This is a genomic window from Streptosporangium brasiliense, from assembly GCF_030811595.1.
Lineage (GTDB): Bacteria > Actinomycetota > Actinomycetes > Streptosporangiales > Streptosporangiaceae > Streptosporangium > Streptosporangium brasiliense.
Genome location: NZ_JAUSRB010000003.1, coordinates 70,905 through 91,923, shown reverse-complemented (window position 1 = coordinate 91,923; position 21,019 = coordinate 70,905). Strand labels below are relative to the sequence as shown.

13 protein-coding genes are annotated in these 21,019 nt (G+C 67.6%); 7 read left to right on the top strand and 6 right to left on the bottom strand.

The window, feature by feature from the left end; genetic code table 11:
• Window positions 1–395 precede the first annotated feature (395 nt).
• From J2S55_RS47395 to J2S55_RS47375, 5 genes are all read right to left on the bottom strand, one after another.
• The gene (locus tag J2S55_RS47395) at window positions 396–686 is read right to left on the bottom strand and encodes a hypothetical protein (RefSeq protein WP_306876172.1); all 291 of its coding nucleotides are present in this window, start codon (window positions 684–686) and stop codon (window positions 396–398) included.
• Between the two features lie 349 nt (window positions 687–1,035).
• Window positions 1,036–6,075, bottom strand: a complete 5,040-nt coding sequence (locus tag J2S55_RS47390; protein ID WP_306876170.1) for a DUF8841 domain-containing protein — start codon at window positions 6,073–6,075, stop codon at window positions 1,036–1,038.
• A 401-nt stretch (window positions 6,076–6,476) separates the two neighbouring features.
• Window positions 6,477–6,680 (bottom strand): hypothetical protein, encoded by a 204-nt coding sequence (locus J2S55_RS47385; RefSeq protein WP_306876168.1) that lies wholly within the window; start codon window positions 6,678–6,680, stop codon window positions 6,477–6,479.
• A 786-nt stretch (window positions 6,681–7,466) separates the two neighbouring features.
• Window positions 7,467–8,378, bottom strand: coding sequence for a hypothetical protein (locus J2S55_RS47380; RefSeq protein ID WP_306876166.1), 912 nt, complete (start codon window positions 8,376–8,378; stop codon window positions 7,467–7,469).
• Window positions 8,375–9,403 (bottom strand): ParA family protein, encoded by a 1,029-nt coding sequence (locus J2S55_RS47375; protein WP_306876164.1) that lies wholly within the window; start codon window positions 9,401–9,403, stop codon window positions 8,375–8,377. Before J2S55_RS47375 ends, J2S55_RS47380 begins: the two co-directional genes overlap by 4 nt.
• Window positions 9,404–10,595: 1,192 nt before the next feature.
• Between J2S55_RS47375 and J2S55_RS47370 the strand changes: the two genes are divergently transcribed.
• Window positions 10,596–11,279: a hypothetical protein gene (locus tag J2S55_RS47370; protein WP_306876162.1), complete on the top strand. Its 684-nt coding sequence runs from the start codon at window positions 10,596–10,598 to the stop codon at window positions 11,277–11,279.
• 646 nt (window positions 11,280–11,925) lie between these two features.
• Here J2S55_RS47370 and J2S55_RS47365 read toward each other — a convergent pair.
• Entirely contained in the window at window positions 11,926–12,273 is a 348-nt protein-coding gene (locus tag J2S55_RS47365; RefSeq protein ID WP_306876160.1) for a histone-like nucleoid-structuring protein Lsr2, read from the bottom strand.
• 1,205 nt (window positions 12,274–13,478) lie between these two features.
• On the opposite strand from J2S55_RS47365, the gene J2S55_RS47360 reads away from it, so the two are divergent.
• The 6 genes from J2S55_RS47360 (at window position 13,479) to J2S55_RS47335 (ending at window position 20,920) form a co-directional block, all read left to right on the top strand.
• Window positions 13,479–14,828 carry a cation:proton antiporter gene (locus J2S55_RS47360; protein ID WP_306876158.1) on the top strand — a complete coding sequence of 450 codons (1,350 nt, stop codon included), beginning with the start codon at window positions 13,479–13,481 and terminating at the stop codon, window positions 14,826–14,828.
• 516 nt (window positions 14,829–15,344) lie between these two features.
• Entirely contained in the window at window positions 15,345–15,887 is a 543-nt protein-coding gene (locus J2S55_RS47355) for a SigE family RNA polymerase sigma factor (protein ID WP_306876156.1), read from the top strand.
• Between the two features lie 37 nt (window positions 15,888–15,924).
• Window positions 15,925–16,494, top strand: a complete 570-nt coding sequence (locus J2S55_RS47350; protein WP_306876154.1) for a DUF5987 family protein — start codon at window positions 15,925–15,927, stop codon at window positions 16,492–16,494.
• A complete protein-coding gene (locus J2S55_RS47345; protein ID WP_306876152.1) occupies window positions 16,491–18,146 on the top strand; it encodes an FAD-dependent oxidoreductase in 1,656 nt (551 codons plus the stop codon). Before J2S55_RS47350 ends, J2S55_RS47345 begins: the two co-directional genes overlap by 4 nt.
• 15 nt (window positions 18,147–18,161) lie before the next feature.
• On the top strand, window positions 18,162–19,271 hold the full coding sequence (locus J2S55_RS47340) for a carboxymuconolactone decarboxylase family protein (protein WP_306876150.1): 1,110 nt from the start codon (window positions 18,162–18,164) through the stop codon (window positions 19,269–19,271).
• Window positions 19,268–20,920, top strand: coding sequence for a DHA2 family efflux MFS transporter permease subunit (locus J2S55_RS47335; RefSeq protein ID WP_306876148.1), 1,653 nt, complete (start codon window positions 19,268–19,270; stop codon window positions 20,918–20,920). The genes J2S55_RS47340 and J2S55_RS47335 overlap by 4 nt, the downstream gene beginning before the upstream one ends.
• The last annotated feature ends 99 nt before the right edge of the window (window positions 20,921–21,019 follow it).

Sequence of the window (21,019 nt, the reverse complement as noted above, 5' to 3'; positions counted from 1 at the left end):
CAGCACCGATACCCCTCACGGCCAAGCCCGCTCGCGGGCTTTACGGCATCGACTCTGCTCATCAACTAAGTTACATGCAACTATATTATTAAACTGATACTGTTAACCACTAAACGCATCTGTCTAACACCTCGATGCGGCGCCCATCCGGTGACGTGATCGCCTGTGTTGGTCAGGACCCGGATTGCTCGGCCCTATGAGCCTGGTTGATTCGATCCTCCAAGCAGGAGCACCCCCAGCCAGCCCGATCGCGACCACTTTGATTCGATCCCAGCCCCCACGGGCTGACCACCACCCATCACGCATGAACCGCTGTTCGGGTGACAGGTGGTGGTCAGCACCGCCGGACGTCTCAAGGCTGTGACGGCATGACGAGGTGGTTGCTCATCCGGCGTTCAGCTGGTCATATCGGCTCTGAAGTCCAGACCGCTCATGTCCTCGAAAACCCAGTCCGGTTCGGTTTCCTCTTCGTCCCAGCCGGTCAGGCCGTAAGCTCGGGCAAAGCCCTGGTTGAAGGCGTTGTAGGCGGCGTCCTCTCCGTTGGCGAGCCAGGCGTCGATCGTGTTCCCTGCCACCTCGGAGTCAATGTGGTAGTCGTCGAACCTGCGTTTGCGGCGGTATTGCGCCTCCGCGCTCAGCGGACCGCAGACCGCCGTACCTGACATCCGCATGCCGCGGCTGCGCATCAGTGACTCACGCCGGGTTCCCAGGATCTGGCGGCGTCCCTGGGGAGTGGCTCGTACGCGGTCTGCGACTGTACGGAGAGCATTGAGGGCGTCGGGTTGGGGCGCTCGGATACGCTGGCGTCCGGTCTGGGTGATCCAGCGTTCGACCGTACGGGGGGCACGGCCCACGATGGGGGCGATGGCGCGTGCGATCGCGGCCTTGCTGGCCCCGGGGGGGACACCGACTGATCGGGCTGCGATGCGGACCAGCTCGGGGACGCTGTTCGGGTCATGTCCGGTGATCATCCGGTAGACCTCATCCCTGTTGGCCCTGGCGTAGCCGGCGAGGTCGGGGTTGGAGACGCGTTCGTCACCCCGAGGCATGCCGGCCTCGGCTCAAGTCAGAGGGGGCGCTGGTGGTCAATGGTGTCCAATCGGCGGCGGGGGTCAGGACGTTGTAGGGGAAAGGCTTGCGGGAGGCGAGCAGCTCGGCGACGTCTTCCAGCCGGGCTGAAGCCTTGTGTTTGACCTGGCCCAGGCGTAGTCCTGTCTCCAGAGGTGCTGGGCAGGCGGTCATCGGGTCGGGGTCGGCGGAGGCGAACAGCACGTTGTCGGTGTCGATGACGGCCAGTGGGAAACGTCCGCTGACCTCGCCGATCTTCACGAGTTTGCGGAGCAGGTTCGCCCGTGCCTGGGCGATGATCGTGTGACGCCAGTCGGGCCGGTGGAAGAGCTTGCCTTCGCGGTATTGGGAACTGCCCAGGGCGCCGATGGTCGCCTTGTAGACGTCTTTGACTGCTTCCAGCAGTGGTTCGGCGTCGGTGTCGCCTTCATCGCGTAGCTGAAGCAGGTGGAGCCGGGCCTGGTCGATGGTGGTGCCCCATTTGTTGAGGTAGGTCGTCTTGCGTTCCCAGACGTAGGCCTCAATGATGTCCGGCTCCAGGTCGAACAGGTCCGCCGCGACTCGCAGGGTGGGTGAGGTGAACCATGCTGTGCCGTCCTCGCGGGGGCGGGCCAGGTTCACAAAGGGTGTGGGCAGTGTCCAGGTGTCCCAGTGGGGGACTTTGATCAGCCAGTAGCCGGCCCTCTTGGGGTCGAACCGTAGCGGTGTCTTGTCATCGGCGACGAAGTGGTCGACACCGTCAAGTCCCAGCGGGGCATGCATCGCAGCCGACAGGAACATCGAATTGAAGTCGTAGGCGTGAAGGAAGGGCATGTCGACTTCGGCGCCGCGTGGTGGCCGGGACCAGCTGTTGTGCCCTTGATAGTCGCCTTCGCCGGGAAGTTTTGCGGGAGGGATCGGTTCGACCGGCTCGGTGACGACAATTTTCCGGTCGGTATCGCACAAGGCGATCAGGTCTTCTCCGGTGGCGGCGCTGGAGACGCGGAATGGCAGGCCGAGCTCGGTGGCGTAGCGCTGCAGGCGTTCGGCCAGGGTGGGGGGGGTGGGGTCGTCGGCCAGCAGGGTGTCCATACCTGCGGCCTCCACCAGGGGGATCAGGCACAGCAGAGCTCCGGCGCCGTCGGCGCGCCACATGCGTATCCATGGGACGAGTTTTTCGGTGGCGGCTCGGCTCACTCTCCAGCCGACCGGGAAGGACGAGGTGATGAATGGGTGGTTGGCGGCTTCGGCGAGGACCTTCTCTTGGTCGCGGATCCGTTCCGGGAGGTCGACGGGGAGGCCGACCTGGCGGATCAGGTCGGCGGTCATCCAGATCTGGCCGACCTCGGGAAGGGTCTTGCCGCCTCCCCAGCCCAGGCGCAGGTCGACTGCGAGCTCGGCCAGCTGGCCGAGGTGGGTGAGCGGGGTGGGTAGGTCGATCACCTCTCCGCCTGGTAGGTGGATGCCGCTGACGTCGGCCACCGCCGCCGGTGCTCGCCAGCGCTGTCCGGTAGCTGCGGGCTGTGGTGCGGGGGACTGCTCGCCGGTGTGGTCGAAGGGGGTGTCGGTGTGGGAGGTGGCTTCGGGAAGTTCGCAGGTGACGTGGACGACGATGTCGTCGAAGGTCACCACGCACGGGTCGCCGCAGACCACACAGGGCTGAGCCTCGGTCAGCAGCTGTGATCTCATGTCCGGATCCTCTTTCTGGGGACCAGCGGTTCGGTGTGCGGCGGTCTCGGAGCTGGTGACGTCCGTGGGCTCGACGGGGAGGTTCTGGGCAGACCTCTCGCCAGGGGTCGTCGTCGCGTCGTGGACCAGCTTCACCGGAGGGCCACCCGCATCGGGGGCAGGGCCTGGGCTTTCCTCGTCATCGTCATCGGTGCCGAAGCCGAAGACCTTGGCTTCGGACAGATCCCAGACTCGGGGGCGGTCGCCACCGGGCATCGTCCGTGGATGTGTCCGGCGGATCTTGTTGCCGTGGATGAGGACTTTCAGTGCTTCTGTCTCTTCCAGTGCCTCTCCGGTCGAGTACATCGTTTCTTCGTAGGCGTCGCCCATGGCGGCGGCCAGCTGCCGGATCGCGGCCAGGGTGAGCTTGGGCTCCAGGTACAGGCGGCGGCCTTCGTCGGTGTCGGCGTAACAGCCGATCAGCTGGCGTCCTGGTCGCATCGTCGAGATCGCGCGTCCCTGGCTGTCCAGTCGGCCGTCCTGGTCTACGTGGTAGCCGTAGCGGGGAGCGATGTCGGAGTGTGGTGCGGTTCCGTTCTGGCTGGTGATGTAGCCGTAGCGGCCGCGCAGGACGGCGGCGATCATCGACAGGATCTTGTGGCCGTGGCTGACCGGCTCATCGGGGTGGGACTGGGAGTCGCCTGCCGCGGTCAGGCCCTTCCAGGCCTGTTCCCATGTCTGATCTGCCTGGGCGCCGGTGTAGACGCCGACGTCGACGAGGTGGTCGAGCATGGCCCGCCAGCCGGCCGCCAGATTGGCCAGAGCCTCGGCGGTCCGTTCGGCGTATCCGGCCTCCCGCCAGGCCCGAGCATAGTCCAGCAGGCGCTGCTGGGTCAGCTCCAATACCTGTTCGCGGCGGCCGGCGATCCAGCGGATGAAGGAGGCCATCACCAGGGCGCGGCCGTGTCGGGAAGTCTTCTCCCACAGTGCCTCGCGGACCTCAGTGGCGATCTCGCCCTTGCGGAAGGGGACCGTAAGCGCCCGCTCGGTCGCGCTGGCCGCTGACGGTCCGACCTCTCCGGTGACGATCAGCGAGCCTCGTGGCGGGGTGGGTGTGCGCAGCTCGGCCTCGCGGTCCAGCCGGTCCCTTGTCTCACCGTTGTATTGAAGGCGGATGATGCCGCCCAGGCGTTCGGCGGCTGCGCGCATCGAACGGTCCGGGGCGGCGTCGTCGGCGAGAGTGAGGGTGTCGCGCATCAGGTAGAGGGTCCTGGCGGCGGCGTTGGCGGTGGCGCCGCGTTCGGACAGGGAGATCACCGAGGCGTCGAACGGCAGGTCGGGGGCGAAGTGGTGCAGAGCGACCTTGGCCATTGAGGTCTTGTAGGAGCCCTTGCCGCCGATCAGGGCGACCGCCGGCGCGGTCCGGGTGATCGCGGCCCGGTAGGCGATACCGGACAGGACCGCGCCGATCCGTGGCGGCAGCAGTTCCAGCAGCCCGGTCGAATGTTGTGCGGCGGCGGCCAGTGCGGTGCGCTCCCCGTCGCGGGAGGGTGGCTCAGGCAGGCGGTAGAGGGCCAGCTTGTGCGGGAAGTGCGTGGGCACGTTCACCGGGCCGTCGGCGCCGATGCCGCCACCGGCGTGCACGTAGATGTCGCCGTCAGGGGTGGGGATCCAGCCGGGTGCGTTGTGCAGCACCTGGACTTCGGCCAGCGGGCTGGTCATGCGGATCGCGTCACGGATGCGGGCCAGGCCGCCGCGGGAGGAGTCGTAGGTGACACCCGGCCAGGGCAGGTCGTCCAGCCAGGTGCCCTTGCCGAAGTCGTCCCGGTTGACGCGCAACTGCCGTATCTCGCCGGGTGCCTTGGGGTGTTCCAGCTCCATCAGGTATCCGCTGGTCACCGGTGGGTCGTCCGGGTCCACCAGGCTGCCGCGCTGCTCGACCCGGATGATCCGTGCGGTGCAGCCCAGCACGGTGTCGTAGGTGATGGTGCCCTTGACCCGGTCGTGGCGCACCCGTACTAGTTCGCCGTGGCGGACCATGTAGGTCGGTCGCTGGTTGGGCTGTTCGGGAGTGCTGCCGCCCGGGCCTCCGTCACCTGGGCCTCCGTCGTCGCCTTCCCCGTCGCCGTGCAGCAGCCGCAGGGCCGGTCGGAACTCCTCCAGAAGGGCGCCCGCGGCCAGGTGGGCAGCCGCGGTGATGCCCGCGGTGGGCTCCACGACCCGGATCGTCGCAGCCACTTCGGCCAGACGGCCCATGATGTCGCGGGCGCAGGCGTAGCCGCCGGTGTCACGGTCGGCCACGACCACCACGGAGGCGTCGGCCAGCAGGGCGGCCAGTTCGGGACGCCAGGCCAGGGCGCAGGCTCCGGCGGCCTCGATCGCCGTGGCGTTCTCGGCTGTGATGGCCAGATACAAGGCCTCGCCGCGGGCGGCTGCCAGCCGTATGCGTAACTGGTCCTCGTCGAGTGTCTGAAGCTCCTGGAGGCTGCGTCCGGCCTCCAGGTGGTCGGTGACGTCGTTGCCCGTCACGGGCTCTGTCACGCGTATTGAGGCGGTGAGCGGTGCCAGCTCGGCCAGCAACCGCCGTGCACGGGCGTAGCCGGCCGCGTCGCGGTCGGCCACGATCACCACATGCGCGCCCGTCAGCTGGCGTGTCAGGCTCTCGTGCCAGTTTCCCGCGCCCGAGGCGTTGGTCGTGCCGCACACTCCGGCAGCGGTCAGGGACTCGCTGTCTTTTTCCCCTTCGGCCAGGAAGACCGGCCGGTCGGCGGCGATCGCCTCCAGGACCTGGGGCAGTCGGTAGAGGACCTTCCGCCCGGGCGCGCCCGGCACCCAGCGGCTGGAGTCCGGATCCCAGTGCTTCTGGGAGAAGGACTTGCTGTGGCCGTGCTCGTAGCGCCGTTCTTTACGGATCACCTGGCCGACTCGCAGGCCGTGCTCGTCGAAGTAGGTGTAGGTGGCCACCTGCCGCCAGCCGCTGGTCGGTCTTCCCAGGGTGGGCTTGGCCGTTCTGGCAGGGACGCCGCCGGTCGCGGCGGCCGGGGTGGTCGGCTGTAGCCGGCGTCGCTGGCGTGCGGGCTGGGAGGTCTGGTCGAGCTTGGACGGGACGGGATCGTCCCACAGGTCGCTCATCCGCAGATCTGCGGCCTCCACGATGAGTTCGATGGCGCAGCCGGCATGACAGTGCATCAGCGTCTGCCCGTTACGCCAGCTGATCGATACTGACGGGCTGTCGTCTTCGTGGATGGGGCACTGCACCTGTGCCTGGTCGCCGCGCGGACGCACGACGGAGCCGAGGCGATCAAACGCCTCAAGCACGCGTCGCAGCGATGCTCGCGGTTCGACGGCCAGCACGGTCACTGGGGCAATTCCTCCTGTCACAGACCTCGTAGCCTGTGTTACGACCTGTACTCCAGACGGGCTTTTGCGTCCCCGGATGTCGCGTGAGGAGGTCCCCAGCTGCTTGTCCGGACAGGCGCCGATTCGGGCCTGCAGGGCAAACAACTTCAAAGGATCACGTCAAGGCGGTGGCAGGAGTGTGTGTGACACGGGCATTGTGAGTCACAGCTAGCTCGACACGCCGGGAGTGATCCCAATATGGGACTCGCCGGGCAAGACGGGCTACACTCTTAACTAGCTCCACGACGGAAGCCCGTCTGGTGCTAGCTCCACGACGGAAACCGGTCTGGGAAAACACGATTCCGCGTGATTCTTTGTGGGACCCCCTGCGGCGCCAACCGCGGGGGTTCTTCATTTGTGGCCTACGCGCTGAGAGACATCGCCTCCCAGTCGACGTTGGCGAGAATCGCAGCCAGCAGATCGGCCTGTGACATGCCACGGCGCTCGGCCTCCTGCTTGAAGCGCTGAGCATAGGGCACAGGGACCTCACCCTTGACTAGTTTGCGAGGGCCCTTCGAAGGACGCCCCATCTTGGCCTTGCCCTTGATCTGGGTCTCGCTCTCCATGTGACCATCTTTCCAGTACTAGAAAGTCGAATGCGACTGTTTCCGGTTCTTCGGCGTGTCGCGGCTGCCTTCCACCAGTATCCACCTGCATCTGACGCTCCAGCCTGGCCTTCAAATGACTTCGATCCGGTTGCTCACGGTGTGACATCACCCCAGGCGGCAGGGTGTCGCGCTGCAGGTGACGTAAGGATCTCTCATCGAGCCGTCGCCGATGTAGAAGTCTCGAAAATCGCCTCATCGAATCCTTAGAACCGAAGCGCTCCTCCTGGGCCGGCACGTTTCCGCAGCTCAGGACGCCCTTTGAGGTGATAGTTGTGCAGACAATCATGTAGAGGAGAGATTCTGCGCCTGAACGCAACATGGTCTCCAAAAAGTGGTGCAGTGGTGCAGCGGCGGGCATCGATGCAGGTCAGAGGGGGTTTTTTGCTGCACCACCGGTGCACCACTCACCGGGTCCTGCACCACTTCCGGGGGCCCTGCACCACTTCTAGATGGCTCCTGCACCACTTCTAGATGGCCGCTTCGGGTTCTAGATGGGTGGCTGCTCCGGGTTGAGCCGCTCAGTGATGTCGGTGCCCATCGGATCCGAGGTCGATCAGGGGACCCTGTGAACGGCCGGGTGGGAGGGGAAACAGAGCGGCGGCCGGGCGGACCCACCTTCAAAGGTGGGTCCGCCCGGCCGCCGGTGAGCCAGGAGTGCTGAACACCTGATGGTCGACGACCGTCGGTATCGAGCTGCGACAGGGGGCGGGAGGGCTCGGAGCCGATCAGCGGCTGAGTGCCGGACTATCCCCGTGTCTCGGGGTCGTCGTCAAGGAGGTATGCCTCGACCGCCACCGACACCAGGGTGGACAGATGCTCAGCGCCGGTCTCCGTGACCAGCTCGTTCAGGACCTCGATCTCCGCCGGGCGCAGCTGGACCGGCCACAGGACACGGCGCGCCCCAGGCTCCGACTTGGATCGCAGGTTGACGCGAGTGGGGAATCTGGAGCCCTTCGGCCGTGTGACCTCGAGGCGCGCTTTCACCAGCGGTGACAGGACGTCCTGCTCCAGGGCGTGGTCGATCGCATCCATGGCCAATCGGGCGTAGTCGATCTTTTCTGCCCGGGCCACGTCTCGGGCCTTTTTCTTGGCCTCGGGCGTCAAGTAGACGCTGACCTGCTCCGGTGTCTGGTAGCCCGACGGCCTGGTCGCGGCCGTCGCTCGGGAGCGGGGGCGCGGTGCGGTCTTCCGCGCAGGTCTGGTCGCGTCGGCCGGCTGTCGCTGAGATGGCCGCGCGGCGGACAGAGGTGCCTCGTCCTGGACCGGCTCCGTGCCCGCGGGCTCAGAGGAGGCGTCGCTCTCGACGGCCTGTTCTGGGGCCGTCTCGGCCGGTGCCTGCCCGTCGGGGGTGGTGGGGGCAGGGCCCGCTTCTTTCGCGGGCTCCTGGGCCCCGTCAGGAGCGGCAGCGGGTGTGCTGGCGGGTGCCTCGGGGATCCGCGAGGCAGGAGTGGGGGCGACTTCCTGCACCGGTGAGGTCTGCACAGAGGCCACCTGCGTTGGTGGCGCCTCAGGGGAAACCGTCTCAGGGGCCTGCTCCGGTGCAGGCTGAGCGACCAGGCTGGTCAACGCGCTGCTGCCTCTGCGTCCCCGTTGCCGAGTCATCCCGGTCAGCCGTGGTGTGGGTGGCTTCTCGTCGAAGAAGTCGGTGGTGGTCATGCGTGCGCCTCCGCCTCGAGCTCGAGAGCCCGCTTGATGATCTCTGCTGTGACCTCTTCTATCTCGATGGCGGAGGTCTCGGCGGATTCCACGCTGAGGTTGAGCTGGTGTCGCCGGGAGTGTTCTTTCCAATCCTCACCAGCGGTGAGATCGGCGAGTTCGGTGAAGGTCTTGCCGCGCTTGCGGCACTCGCGGGCCACCTTGACGGCACGGGTGATCACGGTCTGGAGGATCGGTATCCCGGAGTCGCCCAGGACCTCGGTGATCTCGCGTCGCGATTCGGCGAGGAAGCCGATCTCGCGGACGCCGATCACTTCTCCTTCGGAGTTCTTGACCTTACGGAGATTGGTGCGGTCGAACCCGAACAGCAGCACGCCGAGCGGGGTAAGGGACGGGTTGAGCCGTGCCGAGGCCTCGAAGACGTCGCTGACGCCCTCCAATCCCTGGATGCTGCCCTGGTCGAAGCAGACGGGGATCAGGACGTATTCCGCCGCGACGGCGGCGAGGTACTGAAGGTCGACGATGTTGGGCGGGCAGTCGATCAAGATCCACTCGTAGTCGTCGGATATCTCCGCGATGGCCTGAGCGAGAGACAGCATGATCTCTCGTCCCGGATCCATCGAGCGAGTCCCGATGATGGACGCGGTGATCCTCTTGAGGACCTTGCCTCCGGGGATCACATCCAGGTTGGGGCGCACGTCCCGGATGACGTGGAGAGGTCCGGTGCCCTCCACGACGTTGATGATGCTCTGGCCTTGGTCGTCGCCGGTCCTGCCCTGGTAGCCCAGGTCGAGGCCGAGATTGCCCTGCGGGTCGAGGTCGATGCAGAGGATCCGCTTGCTGGAGCCCGCGGCCGCAAGCGCGGTTGCGAGCTGGCCCCCCACGTTGGCCGTGGTGGTGGTCTTTCCCGCGCCGCCCTTGTTGTTCAGGATGATGATGACCCGTTTGAGCTTGGGACGGATCAACTCCACCATCTGCTGGACAGTCATGCTGTTCAGCGCTGCGGTAGCCAGAGGGAAGTTCATCGGTCTGTTCTCCTGCACGCTCTACCGGGTCAATGAGTGCTTGTTCCGCCTCGTGGACGACGCAGCAGTGTAGTGCGCGTCCCTACGAACAACGAAGTGCCTCCTTTATTAGCAGATTCGTGGTGCGATCGACCAGATTACGGGCGGCGTGTCCGGTCAGTGACTCTACTGCTCCCCGAGCCAGATTCTGCTTCGCTCCTCTGGGCACTCGATCACGCTGACACATGCCCAGGTAACCGGTCCATGGGCTGAACGGTTGCCCTCACGTCCTATTGGCCAGTGACATGCCCTATGGGTCGCCCTCTGGACTGGCCGATGGAGCACACACTCGCACAGCCAGTCCTCAGAGCGATGAGTTAAGCGTACACACTGACTATGCAACTCCCTATTGATCTATTGGTCTTAATGCCTGCTTCTAAGTCTATCTCAATTACTATCTATTAAACTTTTTTCATATCTTCTACAATCACTATTTAAATAACGATCGTCATAAATATTTTCACATCTATTATTAGTATTATTCGTAGCACTTTTTAAAATATTATTGATATAAATATTTTAAATCCTCTTGTTGTGCCTACTTCAACACCTATTACCTGTGCTGACCTGGGCAAACGCTGCTTGAAGCGCTGCATCGACACTCTCGATCGCTCTTCATGCGTCGTTAATCTTCACTCCAGCAAGCTCCATGCCCAACTCAACGATGAGCTGAGTCACATTGCTCTTCGCTATAAAGCTCCTGCACAAGATGGAGTCACGAAGATTCTGTCCGCAGGACGTATTGATATGGAGAGGCTGCTCCACTTCGCGCATCGACCATGCTCAGTACGGGACCAGCAGGTCTGGCCATCCTCCTTGCCTGCAAGGGTCGTGCGGCGTCTCCGCATGGCCGGTCCCCGCTCCGGCCGTCCTCGTTCAGCGGCTCGACGCGGTGAAATCGGCCGGCGCACGGCGACTCACGGAGGACACGGTGGCCCATGGAGGAGAGGCCGTCCCAAGCGATGGGACCCGCCAGGCAGAGGTCTCCTGACGACTCTCGCCAGGGCTCTGGCTTTCTGAGGGCGGCAGAAGGGGGCCGACCGGTATGACGGTGAGTGCAAAGACCCGGGCGATGCGCGAAGATTGATTCAGTGCGACTACCTCAACCGGTGCACTCCGGTAACGCCTGATCGCATGTAACTACCGGTCGCCCATGCCGACCCTGATGACGAGGACCGTGATGCCTGAACTCGGCGACAGCAAGGATCCGGTGAGCCCGCCTACCGGCGGTCCGCGAAGGGCGCCGAGAGCCCGCGGGAACAAGCGCGCCGGCCAGGAGGGGGCCGGACCGGGCGAGCCCGAGACCGCGGCAACGGCACCGGCCGACAAGCCGCGCACCACCCGCGCGCGTAGGCAGACCAGCGCTTCCCCGGCCGCCACCGGCGGGAAATCCACCGGCAAGCCTGCTGCGGACAAACCTGCTTCCGGTAAGCAACCGTCGGCCCGCCGGAGGCCCGAGCCGGTGGCGAGCATATCGGCTGAGGAACGGGCCGCGGCCCGGGCGGAACTGATCGAGGACGGCCTGCGGAAGAAGCCCACGTCCGTGACGATCTCCAACAGGCTGCTCGAACGTGCCAAGGCAGCCGTCTACGGCGCCGGGGCCAAGGCCTATGTGGCGGGCGAGGACTATGACGGACCGGCGAGCTTCGCGCAGCTGGTGGAATTCGGCATCGCCGACTGGGTGCTCGACCTTGAGCGGCGCTTCAACGACGGGAAGCCGTTCCCGACGGTCTACCGGCTGCCCCCCGGCCCCAGCGCGGTCGGTGCGCAACGGGGAGCGGCGCTGCGCAAGGCCAAGCGGCAGGCCGCCGCCGAGGCCGACGGGGAAGAGGAATAGGGCGGCGCTCTGGAGAGCAAGGTGATGCCTGCCGGGCAGGAGCGGCGGCCGTGGCCCCGTGCCCGGCCTGCCGATACCTCACGGTTTCAGCACGTTGGAAGGTGGTCGTTTCCCCGGTACCGGATCATGATGGTCTATCGACGACCTCAGGAGTGCCGGTGAGAATCATCCATCGGGCCTGTCCCATCTGCGGACGCCGCTGTCTGCGGCCTGCGGCCCATACCCGGCGGCACCGGCCGCGTCACATCGGCCAGGGGTGATCCGGACGGCCTCTCGCTCAGGAGGGTCCGAGCCCGAGCGGTCCCGGTGAGGATCCCGGCCAGCCGTAGGCCCTCGGTGGTCCGCGCTGGTCCGCGCCGACCGGCGGCCCGTGCCGATCTGCCGGCTGAGACGGCGGTGTGACCGGGTCCGGGCAGGCCGGCCGGTGCCCGCCGATCCCCCGAAGTGGCGGAACGGCGGGCATGAACTGAGCAGGATCTTGCCGGACGGCTGTCCGCGCCCGTCGCCTCCGGTGCGGTGCGGGCAGGCATGGGCCCGGCATCGCTGAGGGTCGCCGGCCTGCATGGTGCGGCCCGGGCCGGGACGGCGGCGCGTGTGCACACGTCAGGGTCATCCCCTCGAGGAGCAGAGTGCGGCCCTCGTGGATTCAGTGTGCGTTCTTGTATTTCTCCAGGATCGAGGCGGAGATCCGTCCGCGCTCGCTGACGGTGAGCCCCTGCTCCTTCGCCCACGTTCTGATCGCGGTGGAGGCGTCCCGATTCGGCTTGCCACCGCCGTTGCTGCTGTTGCCGCTCTGGCGGCGGCTCTGGGCTCTCTCCTGACGCACCGGCCGGGCGGCGTTGATGAACCGGGCAAGCGCCTTGCGCAGTTCGTCGCTGTTCTTGTCCGACAAGTCAATCTCATACTGGTCGCCGTCGATGGCGAAGGTGACGTTTCTCGCCCCCTCGGTGCCGTCGATGTCGTCGGTGACCTTCTCAATGATTTGCTTGGCCACGCCCCGCTCCAAGTGGTCTGGATGTCTTCGGTATATTTCGGTTCAGAGGGTGTACGGGTCGTTACCCGTGTTGTCACCCTTCAATCTCTCGGCCCGCCGTGCGGACTCAATGATTCTGCACCGGGAAGCAGACGGGCACCACGCCGATCACCGCGGGCTCGTCTGCCGAAGATTCAATCATGTTACCGCCGTGTTCATGGTGTGAGAATCCTCAGAGTTGAATAGATTGTATGGGGCCGAAGATTTGTCAGTTTATTCCTGTATGCGGACACGATTGCCTGTTCACATGGCGCGCCGGAGGTGGGGGCGCCGCGACCGCAACCGGGTGGACGTGGGCTGTCTGGCCCTGTCCTTCCGCCGTCAGGCGCGGTGTGTGCCAGCCCTTGGGTGTCACCTGCCGGCCGGCGGGTGACACCCGGCGATTGCGCCGCCAGGCCCGGCTGGGACGGGGTCGGGGTGCGGTTCTGATATCGGGTCACGGGGTGGCGCCGGAGGGCTGAATCCTGTGTAATTGTGTGCCGGAGAGCGCATCGCAATTCAGAAGATGCGACGAGGATTACCTTGTTTATGATGTGTGGTGAAAGTCCACGCCATGTGTCGCACACGGACGGAGATCAGCCACTGCTACGGCCGCCCGGGTCATGGACGGATGCAGGTGTCGTGACCTGACGCGTCGGCCACCGCATTGCAGGACGTGGCAGGGCGAGTTCAGTGACTACGAGGTCCTTTCCCTCGGTTAAGGGTTGCCATGACCGTTCCAGTGCTGAAGTCTGCGGGCCCGCCGCGATATTCGGTCCGGGGAGATTCACCGTATTGGCCGTCCTCGGGCTGCGCCTGTTCATGGGCGCCGGTCCCGCTTTCATGTGCGCCGGTCCCGCTGTTTTGACCACGCCGTGCATTCCGGCTCGGTCGGCGGATCCGGAAGGGTTCGCCGCCCCGCGCGGCGCGGTTCCGGTGCGGCCCCGAGGCCTGGACCGGGTGCACGCCGACCGCCGCGTGGCCGCGCCGCCCGTCACGGCCTTCACCGGTTCGCCGCCCGTGACCTGGCCCGCCGCGAGCAGGTCACCGCCTTCCGTGCACCGGTCGGCAGCTGTGGGTCCGGGCCGGCGGCCAGCGCGATGGACCGCCCCGCCCGGCCGTTGGAGCGCGGCCACGACGGCGCGCTGGATCTTGGCCGGCCCGGTGCCGGCGGAAGGAGAAAAACGGTGCTCGTCTCGATGAACTCGCCGATCGCGCCGATCGCGGCGCACAATCTACTGATCTTCCTGTTGCAGATCGGCCTGCTGCTTCTGCTGGCTCACGTCCTCGGCCGGTCGGCCGTCCGGCTGGGCATGCCCGCCGTCGTCGGAGAGCTGTTCGTCGGTGTGGTGCTGGGACCCTCGTTCCTGACGCATGTCGCGCCAGGGGTGTCGGCCTGGCTGTTCCCGGCACAGGCCGAACAGTTTCACCTGTTGGACGCCATCGGCCAGATAGGCGTGCTGCTGCTGGTCGGCATCACCGGCATCCACATGGACATGGGCCTGGTGCGGCGGCGAGGCATGACCGCGGCCGGGGTCAGTCTGGGCGGGCTGGTGGTGCCGCTCGGGCTCGGCATCGGGGTGGCCTTCCTGCTGCCCGATTCGCTGATCCCCGAGGGCACCGACGTCACGGTCTTCGCGCTCTTTCTTGGGGTGGCGATGTGCGTCAGCGCCATCCCGGTCATCGCCAAGACGTTGATGGACATGAAGCTGCTGCACCGCAACGTCGGGCAGCTCACGCTGACCGCGGGCATGATCGACGACGCCTTCGGCTGGTTCGTGCTCTCGATCGTCTCGGCCATGGCCGTCAAGTCCCTCACCGCGGCAACGGTCTTGACCTCGCTGGTCTACCTCGTTGCGATCATCGTCTTCGCGCTCACCATCGGCCGCCCGCTGGTCCGCGGCGTGCTGCGGTTGAGCGGGCGTTCTGAGGATCCGGGACCCACCGTCGCCACCGCCGCCGTGCTGCTCCTGCTGGCCTCCGCCGGCACTCACGCCCTGGGGCTGGAGGCCGTCTTCGGCGCCTTCGTCATGGGCATCCTCATCGGCTCCGCGGGCCGGGTCGACCCGGCCAAGCTCGCCCCGCTCCGCACGGTCGTGCTCTCCGTCTTCGCACCGATCTTCTTCGCCACCGCCGGTCTGCGGATGGACCTGACCGCGCTGGCCAGGCCGGAGGTCCTCCTTTCCGGGCTCGCCGTACTGGCCATCGCGATCGTCGGCAAGTTCCTCGGCGCCTATGCCGGAGCCCGGCTGAGCAGGCTGAACAAGTGGGAGGCGCTGGCCCTGGGTGCGGGGCTGAACGCCCGCGGCGTCATCGAGGTCGTCGTCGCGATGGTCGGCCTGCGCCTGGGCATCCTGAGCCTGGAGGCTTACACGATCGTCATCCTGGTGGCGATCGTGACGTCGCTCATGGCCCCGCCGATCCTGCGGATCGCCATGTCCCGGGTCGAGCAGCGGGTCGAGGAGAAGATCCGTGAGAACGAGCACGCGGCCTGGGAGAGGCAGGGCGCCACGAGCGATTCCAATCCCATCCCCTGACGGGTTCTTCACCGGGTCCGTCAGTCACGGGCCTCACCACCGGCCTCGGTCCCGGTCCATCGGCGCTGTGAGAGGTCGTCGGGCCGGGCCGGGGTTCACCGCTGCACGGCCGGCGGCGGCTCAGTCGCCGGTCGCCGGCCTCCTGGACGTCACACGCGGTGAGACACGCACGACGCTGCACCGCGGGTGGATTTATGAAGTGACCAGGACATGTCGAATTATCACTCGTTGTGAGTGAATTTTATTTTTCAAGTGATATGCCGACGGTTTCGAATATCGGTGATGTGAAACGCGCGGAGCCCGTGGTGGGCGGACCGCGCTGAATGTTTTTCCGGGCTCCTGCAATGCCGTGCGAGGGGGCAGGTAGGGGCGGGATAGGGGTTGCCGCTACGGGGGAGCGCGTCGAATTCTGATGATACCGACCTAATACCTATCAAATTCGGCGACGCTGTGCGTCGTTTTTCAGGATCTCCCGCCTGGCGCCGGGATCCGTTCACCGTGATGGGGTGTGAGCAGATGGCGGAGGCTCGCGATGACGAGTTCTCGCGCTACGTCAAGGAGGCCAGACCCGCGCTGCGGCGGATGGCGTTCCTCCTCTCCGCCGACTGGTACGAGGCCGACGACCTCGTCCAGCGGACGCTGATCGCGCTCCACCTGCGCTGGGACACCCTGAAAGACCGTGACAAACTCGCCGGCTACGCACGGGTGATCATGACCCGGCTGATCATCAGCGATCGCAGGTCCTATCGCTGGTCCCACGAGATCCTTCACGACCTGCCGCCCGAGCCCGACTCCACACCTGATCCGTACGCCTTCCTCGGCGACCGTCTCCTGCTGATGAGAGCACTCGCCGACCTCGCGCCCCGGCAGCGGGCCACCGTCGTCATGCGCTACTGGGAGGACCGCAGTGTCGAGGAGACGGCGCGGGCCATGGGCAGCCGGTGTTCGACGGTGCGCAGCCAGACCGTCCGCGCGCTGGCCACTCTCCGCCTGGCGCTGCAGGCCGGGGCGGACGGCAATCCAGAAGATGCACCGGGCGCGAGGGCGCCCGGACGATGAAGCGGATCGGAGCCGAATGAGACGCGAGGAAACGCCTATGCCATCGCCAACATCGGACGCAGAGCAGGCCAGGACGATGACACTCGAGGCGTTCGCGGACACGATCATCCCGGGTGAGAAGAGATCGCCTGACGACAGAGCCATCGCGGGCGTCAGCGCCGGCGGCGGCGCGGTGGCGGCCGGCGCCATCGAGCTGCTGGAGTGGGACGCGACCGGGCTGAGCAGCGGACTGGACGACTTCGCCCGCCTGCTGAACGACCATGCGCGGGAGTACGCGGCCGGGTACAGGCTGGTTCTCGACGAGTCGGTGCCGCCCTTCGTCGCGCTGGCCTTCCAGCACCGCACCGCCCTGGTGCAGCGGCTGACCTCGCCCGGCCACCCGGAGAAGCCGTTCTGGGTCAGTCTCGCCCTGTTCAGCAACATGGCCTTCGACTCCGCGGCTCACATGCACACCGCCGACGCGCTCGCGGCGGGGCATCCCGGCCTGACCGCGATGGGCATCACCCCGCCCGACCCCGACGGTCTGTGGCGCTTCCCCGAATACTCCTACGGCCGCCAGCTGGCCAGCCCGCACCCGGACACGACCCCTTCAGGGAGCCCCGCATGACCAGCACCGAACGCACCGACGTCCTCGTGGTCGGCAGCGGCTTCGGCGGCGCGATCGCGGCCTATCACCTCGCGGCCGGCGGCGCGCGGGTGGTGGTGCTCGAGCGCGGGCCGTGGCTGAGCGGAAACGACTTCGAGCACGACTACAAACTCGGATCGTCCTACACGCGGGCGTTCGACTTCGTCGTGGGCGACGGCATGAGCCTGCTGGGCGGAAACTGCGTGGGCGGCGGCAGCGTCGTGTACTTCGCCGCGATGCCCCGCGCGCCGCGCTTCGTCTTCGAACGCCGTGGCAGCATCGGCAGGCGGATGTGGCCGTCGGCCGTCAGCCGCGACACCCTGGAGCCGTGGTACGACCGGGTGGAGGAGGCGATCCCGGTCACCAAGCAGGACTGGAGCGACGCCACCTACGCAGGGGGGCTGTGGGCGGCGGCGTGCAACCACGCGGGCCGCACGGCCAACCCGCTGCCGGCCGCCATCGACAACAGCAAGTGCACCAACTGCAACTGGATGATGGCCGGCTGCCGCTTCGACGCCAAGCGTTCCCTGCTGTTCAACTACCTGCCTGCGGCACTCGCGCACGGCGCCGAGATCCGGCCGCTGCACGAGGTGCAGAAAATCTCCAAGACCGACGACGGCGACTACCGGGTGCACTACAACGTCGTCGACGACGAGGACTACCGGGTCCAGGCCGGCAGCGGGACGATCGACGCCAAGATCATCGTGCTTGCGGCCGGTGCCGGTGCCACCCCCGTCATCCTGCAACGCAGCGAGGCGACGCTCGGCACGATGCCGCACGCCGTGGGCAGATATTTCTCGGGCAACGGCGAGCGGCTCAACACCGTCGTCTTCGACGAGGACCGGGTGCGCGATGTCCTCGGCCTGACCCGGGGCGATGGCCTGGCCTACGAGGCCAACCAGATCGGCAAGGGGCCGACCGTCGCGAGCTGGGACCGCCTCGACGGCTCGCTGCCGGAGTACTCCCGCTTCTCGCTGGAGCAGCTCTACTTCCCACCCGGTCTGGGCACCATCCTCGCGCAGGTGCCCGGCGCGGTCGGCCCGAGCTGGTTCGGCCTGGAGAAGAAGGAGCTCCTCAAGCGCTGGCGCTCCTGGCTGATCATCTTCCAGATGACGGAGGACGACAACGAGGGGGTCTTCGGGCCACCCCCGGCCACCGGCAACGCCGACCGGCTCTCGCAGCAGATGCTCGGTGTCGGCCGGCTCCGCTACGACCCGACCCCGAACACGCTGCGCGGCTGGGCCCAGGCGGACGCCGAGGTGAAGGACATCGTGGAGCGCGACGGGCTGGCCAAGGTGGCGCCGTGGACCAACGACGTGGTCGGCGCCTACACCGTGCACCCGCTGGCCTCCTGCCGCATCGGCGACGACCCGGGCACCTCGGCGCTCGACGACCGTAACGAGCTGCGGGGCCATCCCGGCATCTTCGTCACCGACGGCTCCGCCGTACCGGGGGCGCTGACGGTCAACCCCGCGATGACCATCGCCGCGCTCGCCGAGCGCGCCGTGCCGGGCATCGTGCAGGCCGCGCAGCAGCGGGGCGTGCAGGTCACCTACGGCGCGCCGTCGCCGGACGGCGCCACCAGCGGGCGGAGCGGAGTGGCACCGCTGCTGCCCACTCTGCTGCACCGCTGAGGACAGGAGCGAGCGATGAGCAGGATCCTCACCCCCGTGGCACGGCGGAGCGCGCTGTCCCAGATCCGCCACGTCTCCGCGGTCAGACCAGGCGCCGCGCTGGATCTCGTCGGGAGAGTCTACGGGCAGGTCGAACGGGACTTCGGCATGCTGGCGCCGCCGGTGATCCTGCACTCGCCCGCTCCGGAACCCCTGGCGGCCTGCTGGCTGATGCTGCGGGAGTCGCTCCTGGCCCAGGGGACGGTCAGCAGGGCGATCAAGGAGGCGGTGGCCGCCGCGGTGTCGATGGGCAACAGCTGCCCTTACTGCGTGGACGTGCACAGCGCGACGCTGCACAGCCTCGTGCAGGGGCAGTACGCCGCCGAGATCGCCGCTGACCGCATCGAGGAGATCACCGACCCCGGCGTGCGCCGGATCGCCGCGTGGGCGCGGGCCAGCGACAGGCGGGAGACGGCCGCCCGGCACGAGCTGCCGTCACCGGCGGAGCAGGCTCCGGAGCTGGTCGGGGTGGCGGTCACCTTCCAGTACTTCAACCGTATGGTCAACGTGTTCCTGGACGAGTCCCCGGTGCCGCCGGAGGTGCCCGCCGGGATCCGCCCGGTCCTCATGCGGCTGCTGGGGCTGTTCATGAGGCCGGCGGCCCGCAGGGCTCACGCCCCCGGCGCGTCCCTCGGCCTGCTGCCGGACGCGCCGCTGCCGGCCGATCTGTCCTGGGCGGAGGGCACGGCCAACATCGCCGAGGCCTTCGCCCGGGCCTGCGCCGCCATCGAGCGGGGCGGCCGGCGTTCGGTGCCGGAAGAGGTCCGGGATCTGGTCTCCGCCGAGCTGGCCGGGTGGAACGGCGGGCCGGCGGGGCTCAGCCGGGCCTGGGTCTCCGAGTCGGTCTCCGCCCTGCCGCCCGCCCAGCGGCCGGCCGGCCGGCTGGCGCTGCTGACGGCGATGGCCTCCTACCAGGTCGACCGGGCGCTCATCGACGACTTCCGGCGGGACAACCCCGACGACCGCGCGCTCGTCGAGCTCACCTCGTGGGCGAGCCTGGCCGCGGCGCGGCGGGTGGGCGGCTGGATGCGGACCGGGCCGGGGCTGCAGACCGCTCCGTCCACGGGGCCTGACCGGGCGACATGACCGCCCGGCCGGCACGCCCGAGTCCGTGGCTCGCGCTGGGCGTCCTCTGCATCGCCAACTTCCTGATCCTGCTGGACACCACCATCGTCAACGTCGCCGCGCCGGACATGATGAGGACGCTGGGGGCGGGACTCGACAAGGTGCTGTGGGTCCTGAACGGATACCTGCTGGCGTTCGCGTCGTCGCTGATCGTCTTCGGGCGGCTGGGCGACCTGCTCGGTCCCCGGTCCGTCTTCGTCGCCGGCCTCGGGCTGTTCACGCTCGCCTCGGCGCTGTGCGGCCTGTCCCAGACGCCCGACCAGCTGATCGCCGCCAGGGTGCTGCAGGGTGTCGGGGCGGCGGCGCTGCTGCCGCAGGCGCTCGTGCTCATCTCGGCGATCTTCCCGCCCGAACGGCGCGGCGGGGCCTTCGGGATCTTCGCGGCGGTGGCCGGCGTCGCCTCGGTGAGCGGGCCGACGCTGGGCGGGCTCCTGGTCACCCGGCTGGGCTGGCAGTCGATCTTCTATCTCAACGTCCCCGTGGCGCTGGCCGGCATGCTGCTGGCGCTCCGCTACGTGCCGGGTCTGCGGCCGGGGGTGTCGCACCGCTTCGACCTGGTCGGCGTACTGCTGGCCACCAGCGGCCTGTCCGCGCTGGTGTACGGCCTGGTCGAGGGGGAGCGCCACGGCTGGGGAACGGTCGCGGGGCCGGTGACGATCCCCGGGATCCTCGCCGTCGCGGGGGTGCTGCTGGTGCTGTTCGTGCTGTGGGAACGCCGTCAGCCGGAGCCACTGCTGCCGCTGCGGCTGTTCCGCAACCGCAACTACACCATCGCCACGCTCATCACACTGATCATGTCGTTCTCGCTCTACGGGCTGCTGTTCGTCTTCATGATCGAGGCGCAGGCCGTACTGGGGATGAGCCCGCTGGCGGCGGGGGTCGCCGGGCTGCCCCTGACCCTCGCGCTGACCGTGGTCGCCCCGGCCGCTGGCCGGCTGACCGACCGGGTCGGCGGCCGGATCCTGCTCATCGTGGGCCTGGCCTGCTGTTCACTGGGCGTGTTCGCCGTCGCGGTCGTCTCGGCGACCTCGGCGACGGCGGCGACGTTCCTCGTCCCGTTCCTCGTCGTCGGCGTCGGCATGGGCCTGACGTTCGCCCCGGCGACGACGGAGGCGATGCGCGAGATCCCTCCGCGGCAGGCCGGGGCCGCCTCGGGCGTGCTCAACACGGCGCGGCAGGTCGGTGCGGCCCTGGGCGCGGCCGTGATCGGGGCCGTCCTGCAGAACAGGCTGGCGGAGTCGCTGCTGCGGGAGGCGGGGGAGCGCCTGGCGCAGCTCCCGGAGGGGGTCCGGCAGGCGTATCTGGCCGGGCTGGGCGCAGGCGCCGCCCCCGGCGGACCCGCGGCCGGCCCGCCTGCCACGGGTCCGCTGCCGGGCGCCCTGCCGGCCGACGTCGCCGCCCGCTTCGCCCGGCTGACCCGAGAGGCCTTCGGTGAGGGCTTCGTGGCGGCCGGCAGGCCGACGCTGGGCGTCGTGGCCGCGGTGCTCCTGCTCGGCAGCCTGCTCGCGGTCTTCATGGTGCGAAGGCGGCGGGCGGTGGCCGCGCCGCGCCGCGACAGCACCCATGGAGAAGACAGCGTGATTTCCGCTGATGCATCCTTGATTCGATAACGCTGCTCCGAGGTGTTCTCATAATGCCGTCCGCGAGCGAGGTATTTCATTACGTGCTTTATCGGTCCGGCCGGCCGCGGCGGGCACGTGATCAAGGCA

What these genes read in the sequence shown, in the direction of transcription:
- J2S55_RS47395 (WP_306876172.1), bottom strand. Translation starts at nt 686, where the DNA reads ATGCGCAGCCGCGGCATGCGGATGTCAGGTACGGCGGTCTGCGGTCCG.
- J2S55_RS47385 (WP_306876168.1), bottom strand. Translation starts at nt 6,680, where the DNA reads ATGGAGAGCGAGACCCAGATCAAGGGCAAGGCCAAGATGGGGCGTCCT.
- J2S55_RS47380 (WP_306876166.1), bottom strand. Translation starts at nt 8,378, where the DNA reads ATGACCACCACCGACTTCTTCGACGAGAAGCCACCCACACCACGGCTG.
- J2S55_RS47375 (WP_306876164.1), bottom strand. Translation starts at nt 9,403, where the DNA reads ATGAACTTCCCTCTGGCTACCGCAGCGCTGAACAGCATGACTGTCCAG.
- J2S55_RS47370 (WP_306876162.1), top strand. Translation starts at nt 10,596, where the DNA reads ATGCCGACCCTGATGACGAGGACCGTGATGCCTGAACTCGGCGACAGC.
- J2S55_RS47355 (WP_306876156.1), top strand. Translation starts at nt 15,345, where the DNA reads ATGGCGGAGGCTCGCGATGACGAGTTCTCGCGCTACGTCAAGGAGGCC.
- J2S55_RS47350 (WP_306876154.1), top strand. Translation starts at nt 15,925, where the DNA reads ATGCCATCGCCAACATCGGACGCAGAGCAGGCCAGGACGATGACACTC.
- J2S55_RS47345 (WP_306876152.1), top strand. Translation starts at nt 16,491, where the DNA reads ATGACCAGCACCGAACGCACCGACGTCCTCGTGGTCGGCAGCGGCTTC.
- J2S55_RS47340 (WP_306876150.1), top strand. Translation starts at nt 18,162, where the DNA reads ATGAGCAGGATCCTCACCCCCGTGGCACGGCGGAGCGCGCTGTCCCAG.
- J2S55_RS47335 (WP_306876148.1), top strand. Translation starts at nt 19,268, where the DNA reads ATGACCGCCCGGCCGGCACGCCCGAGTCCGTGGCTCGCGCTGGGCGTC.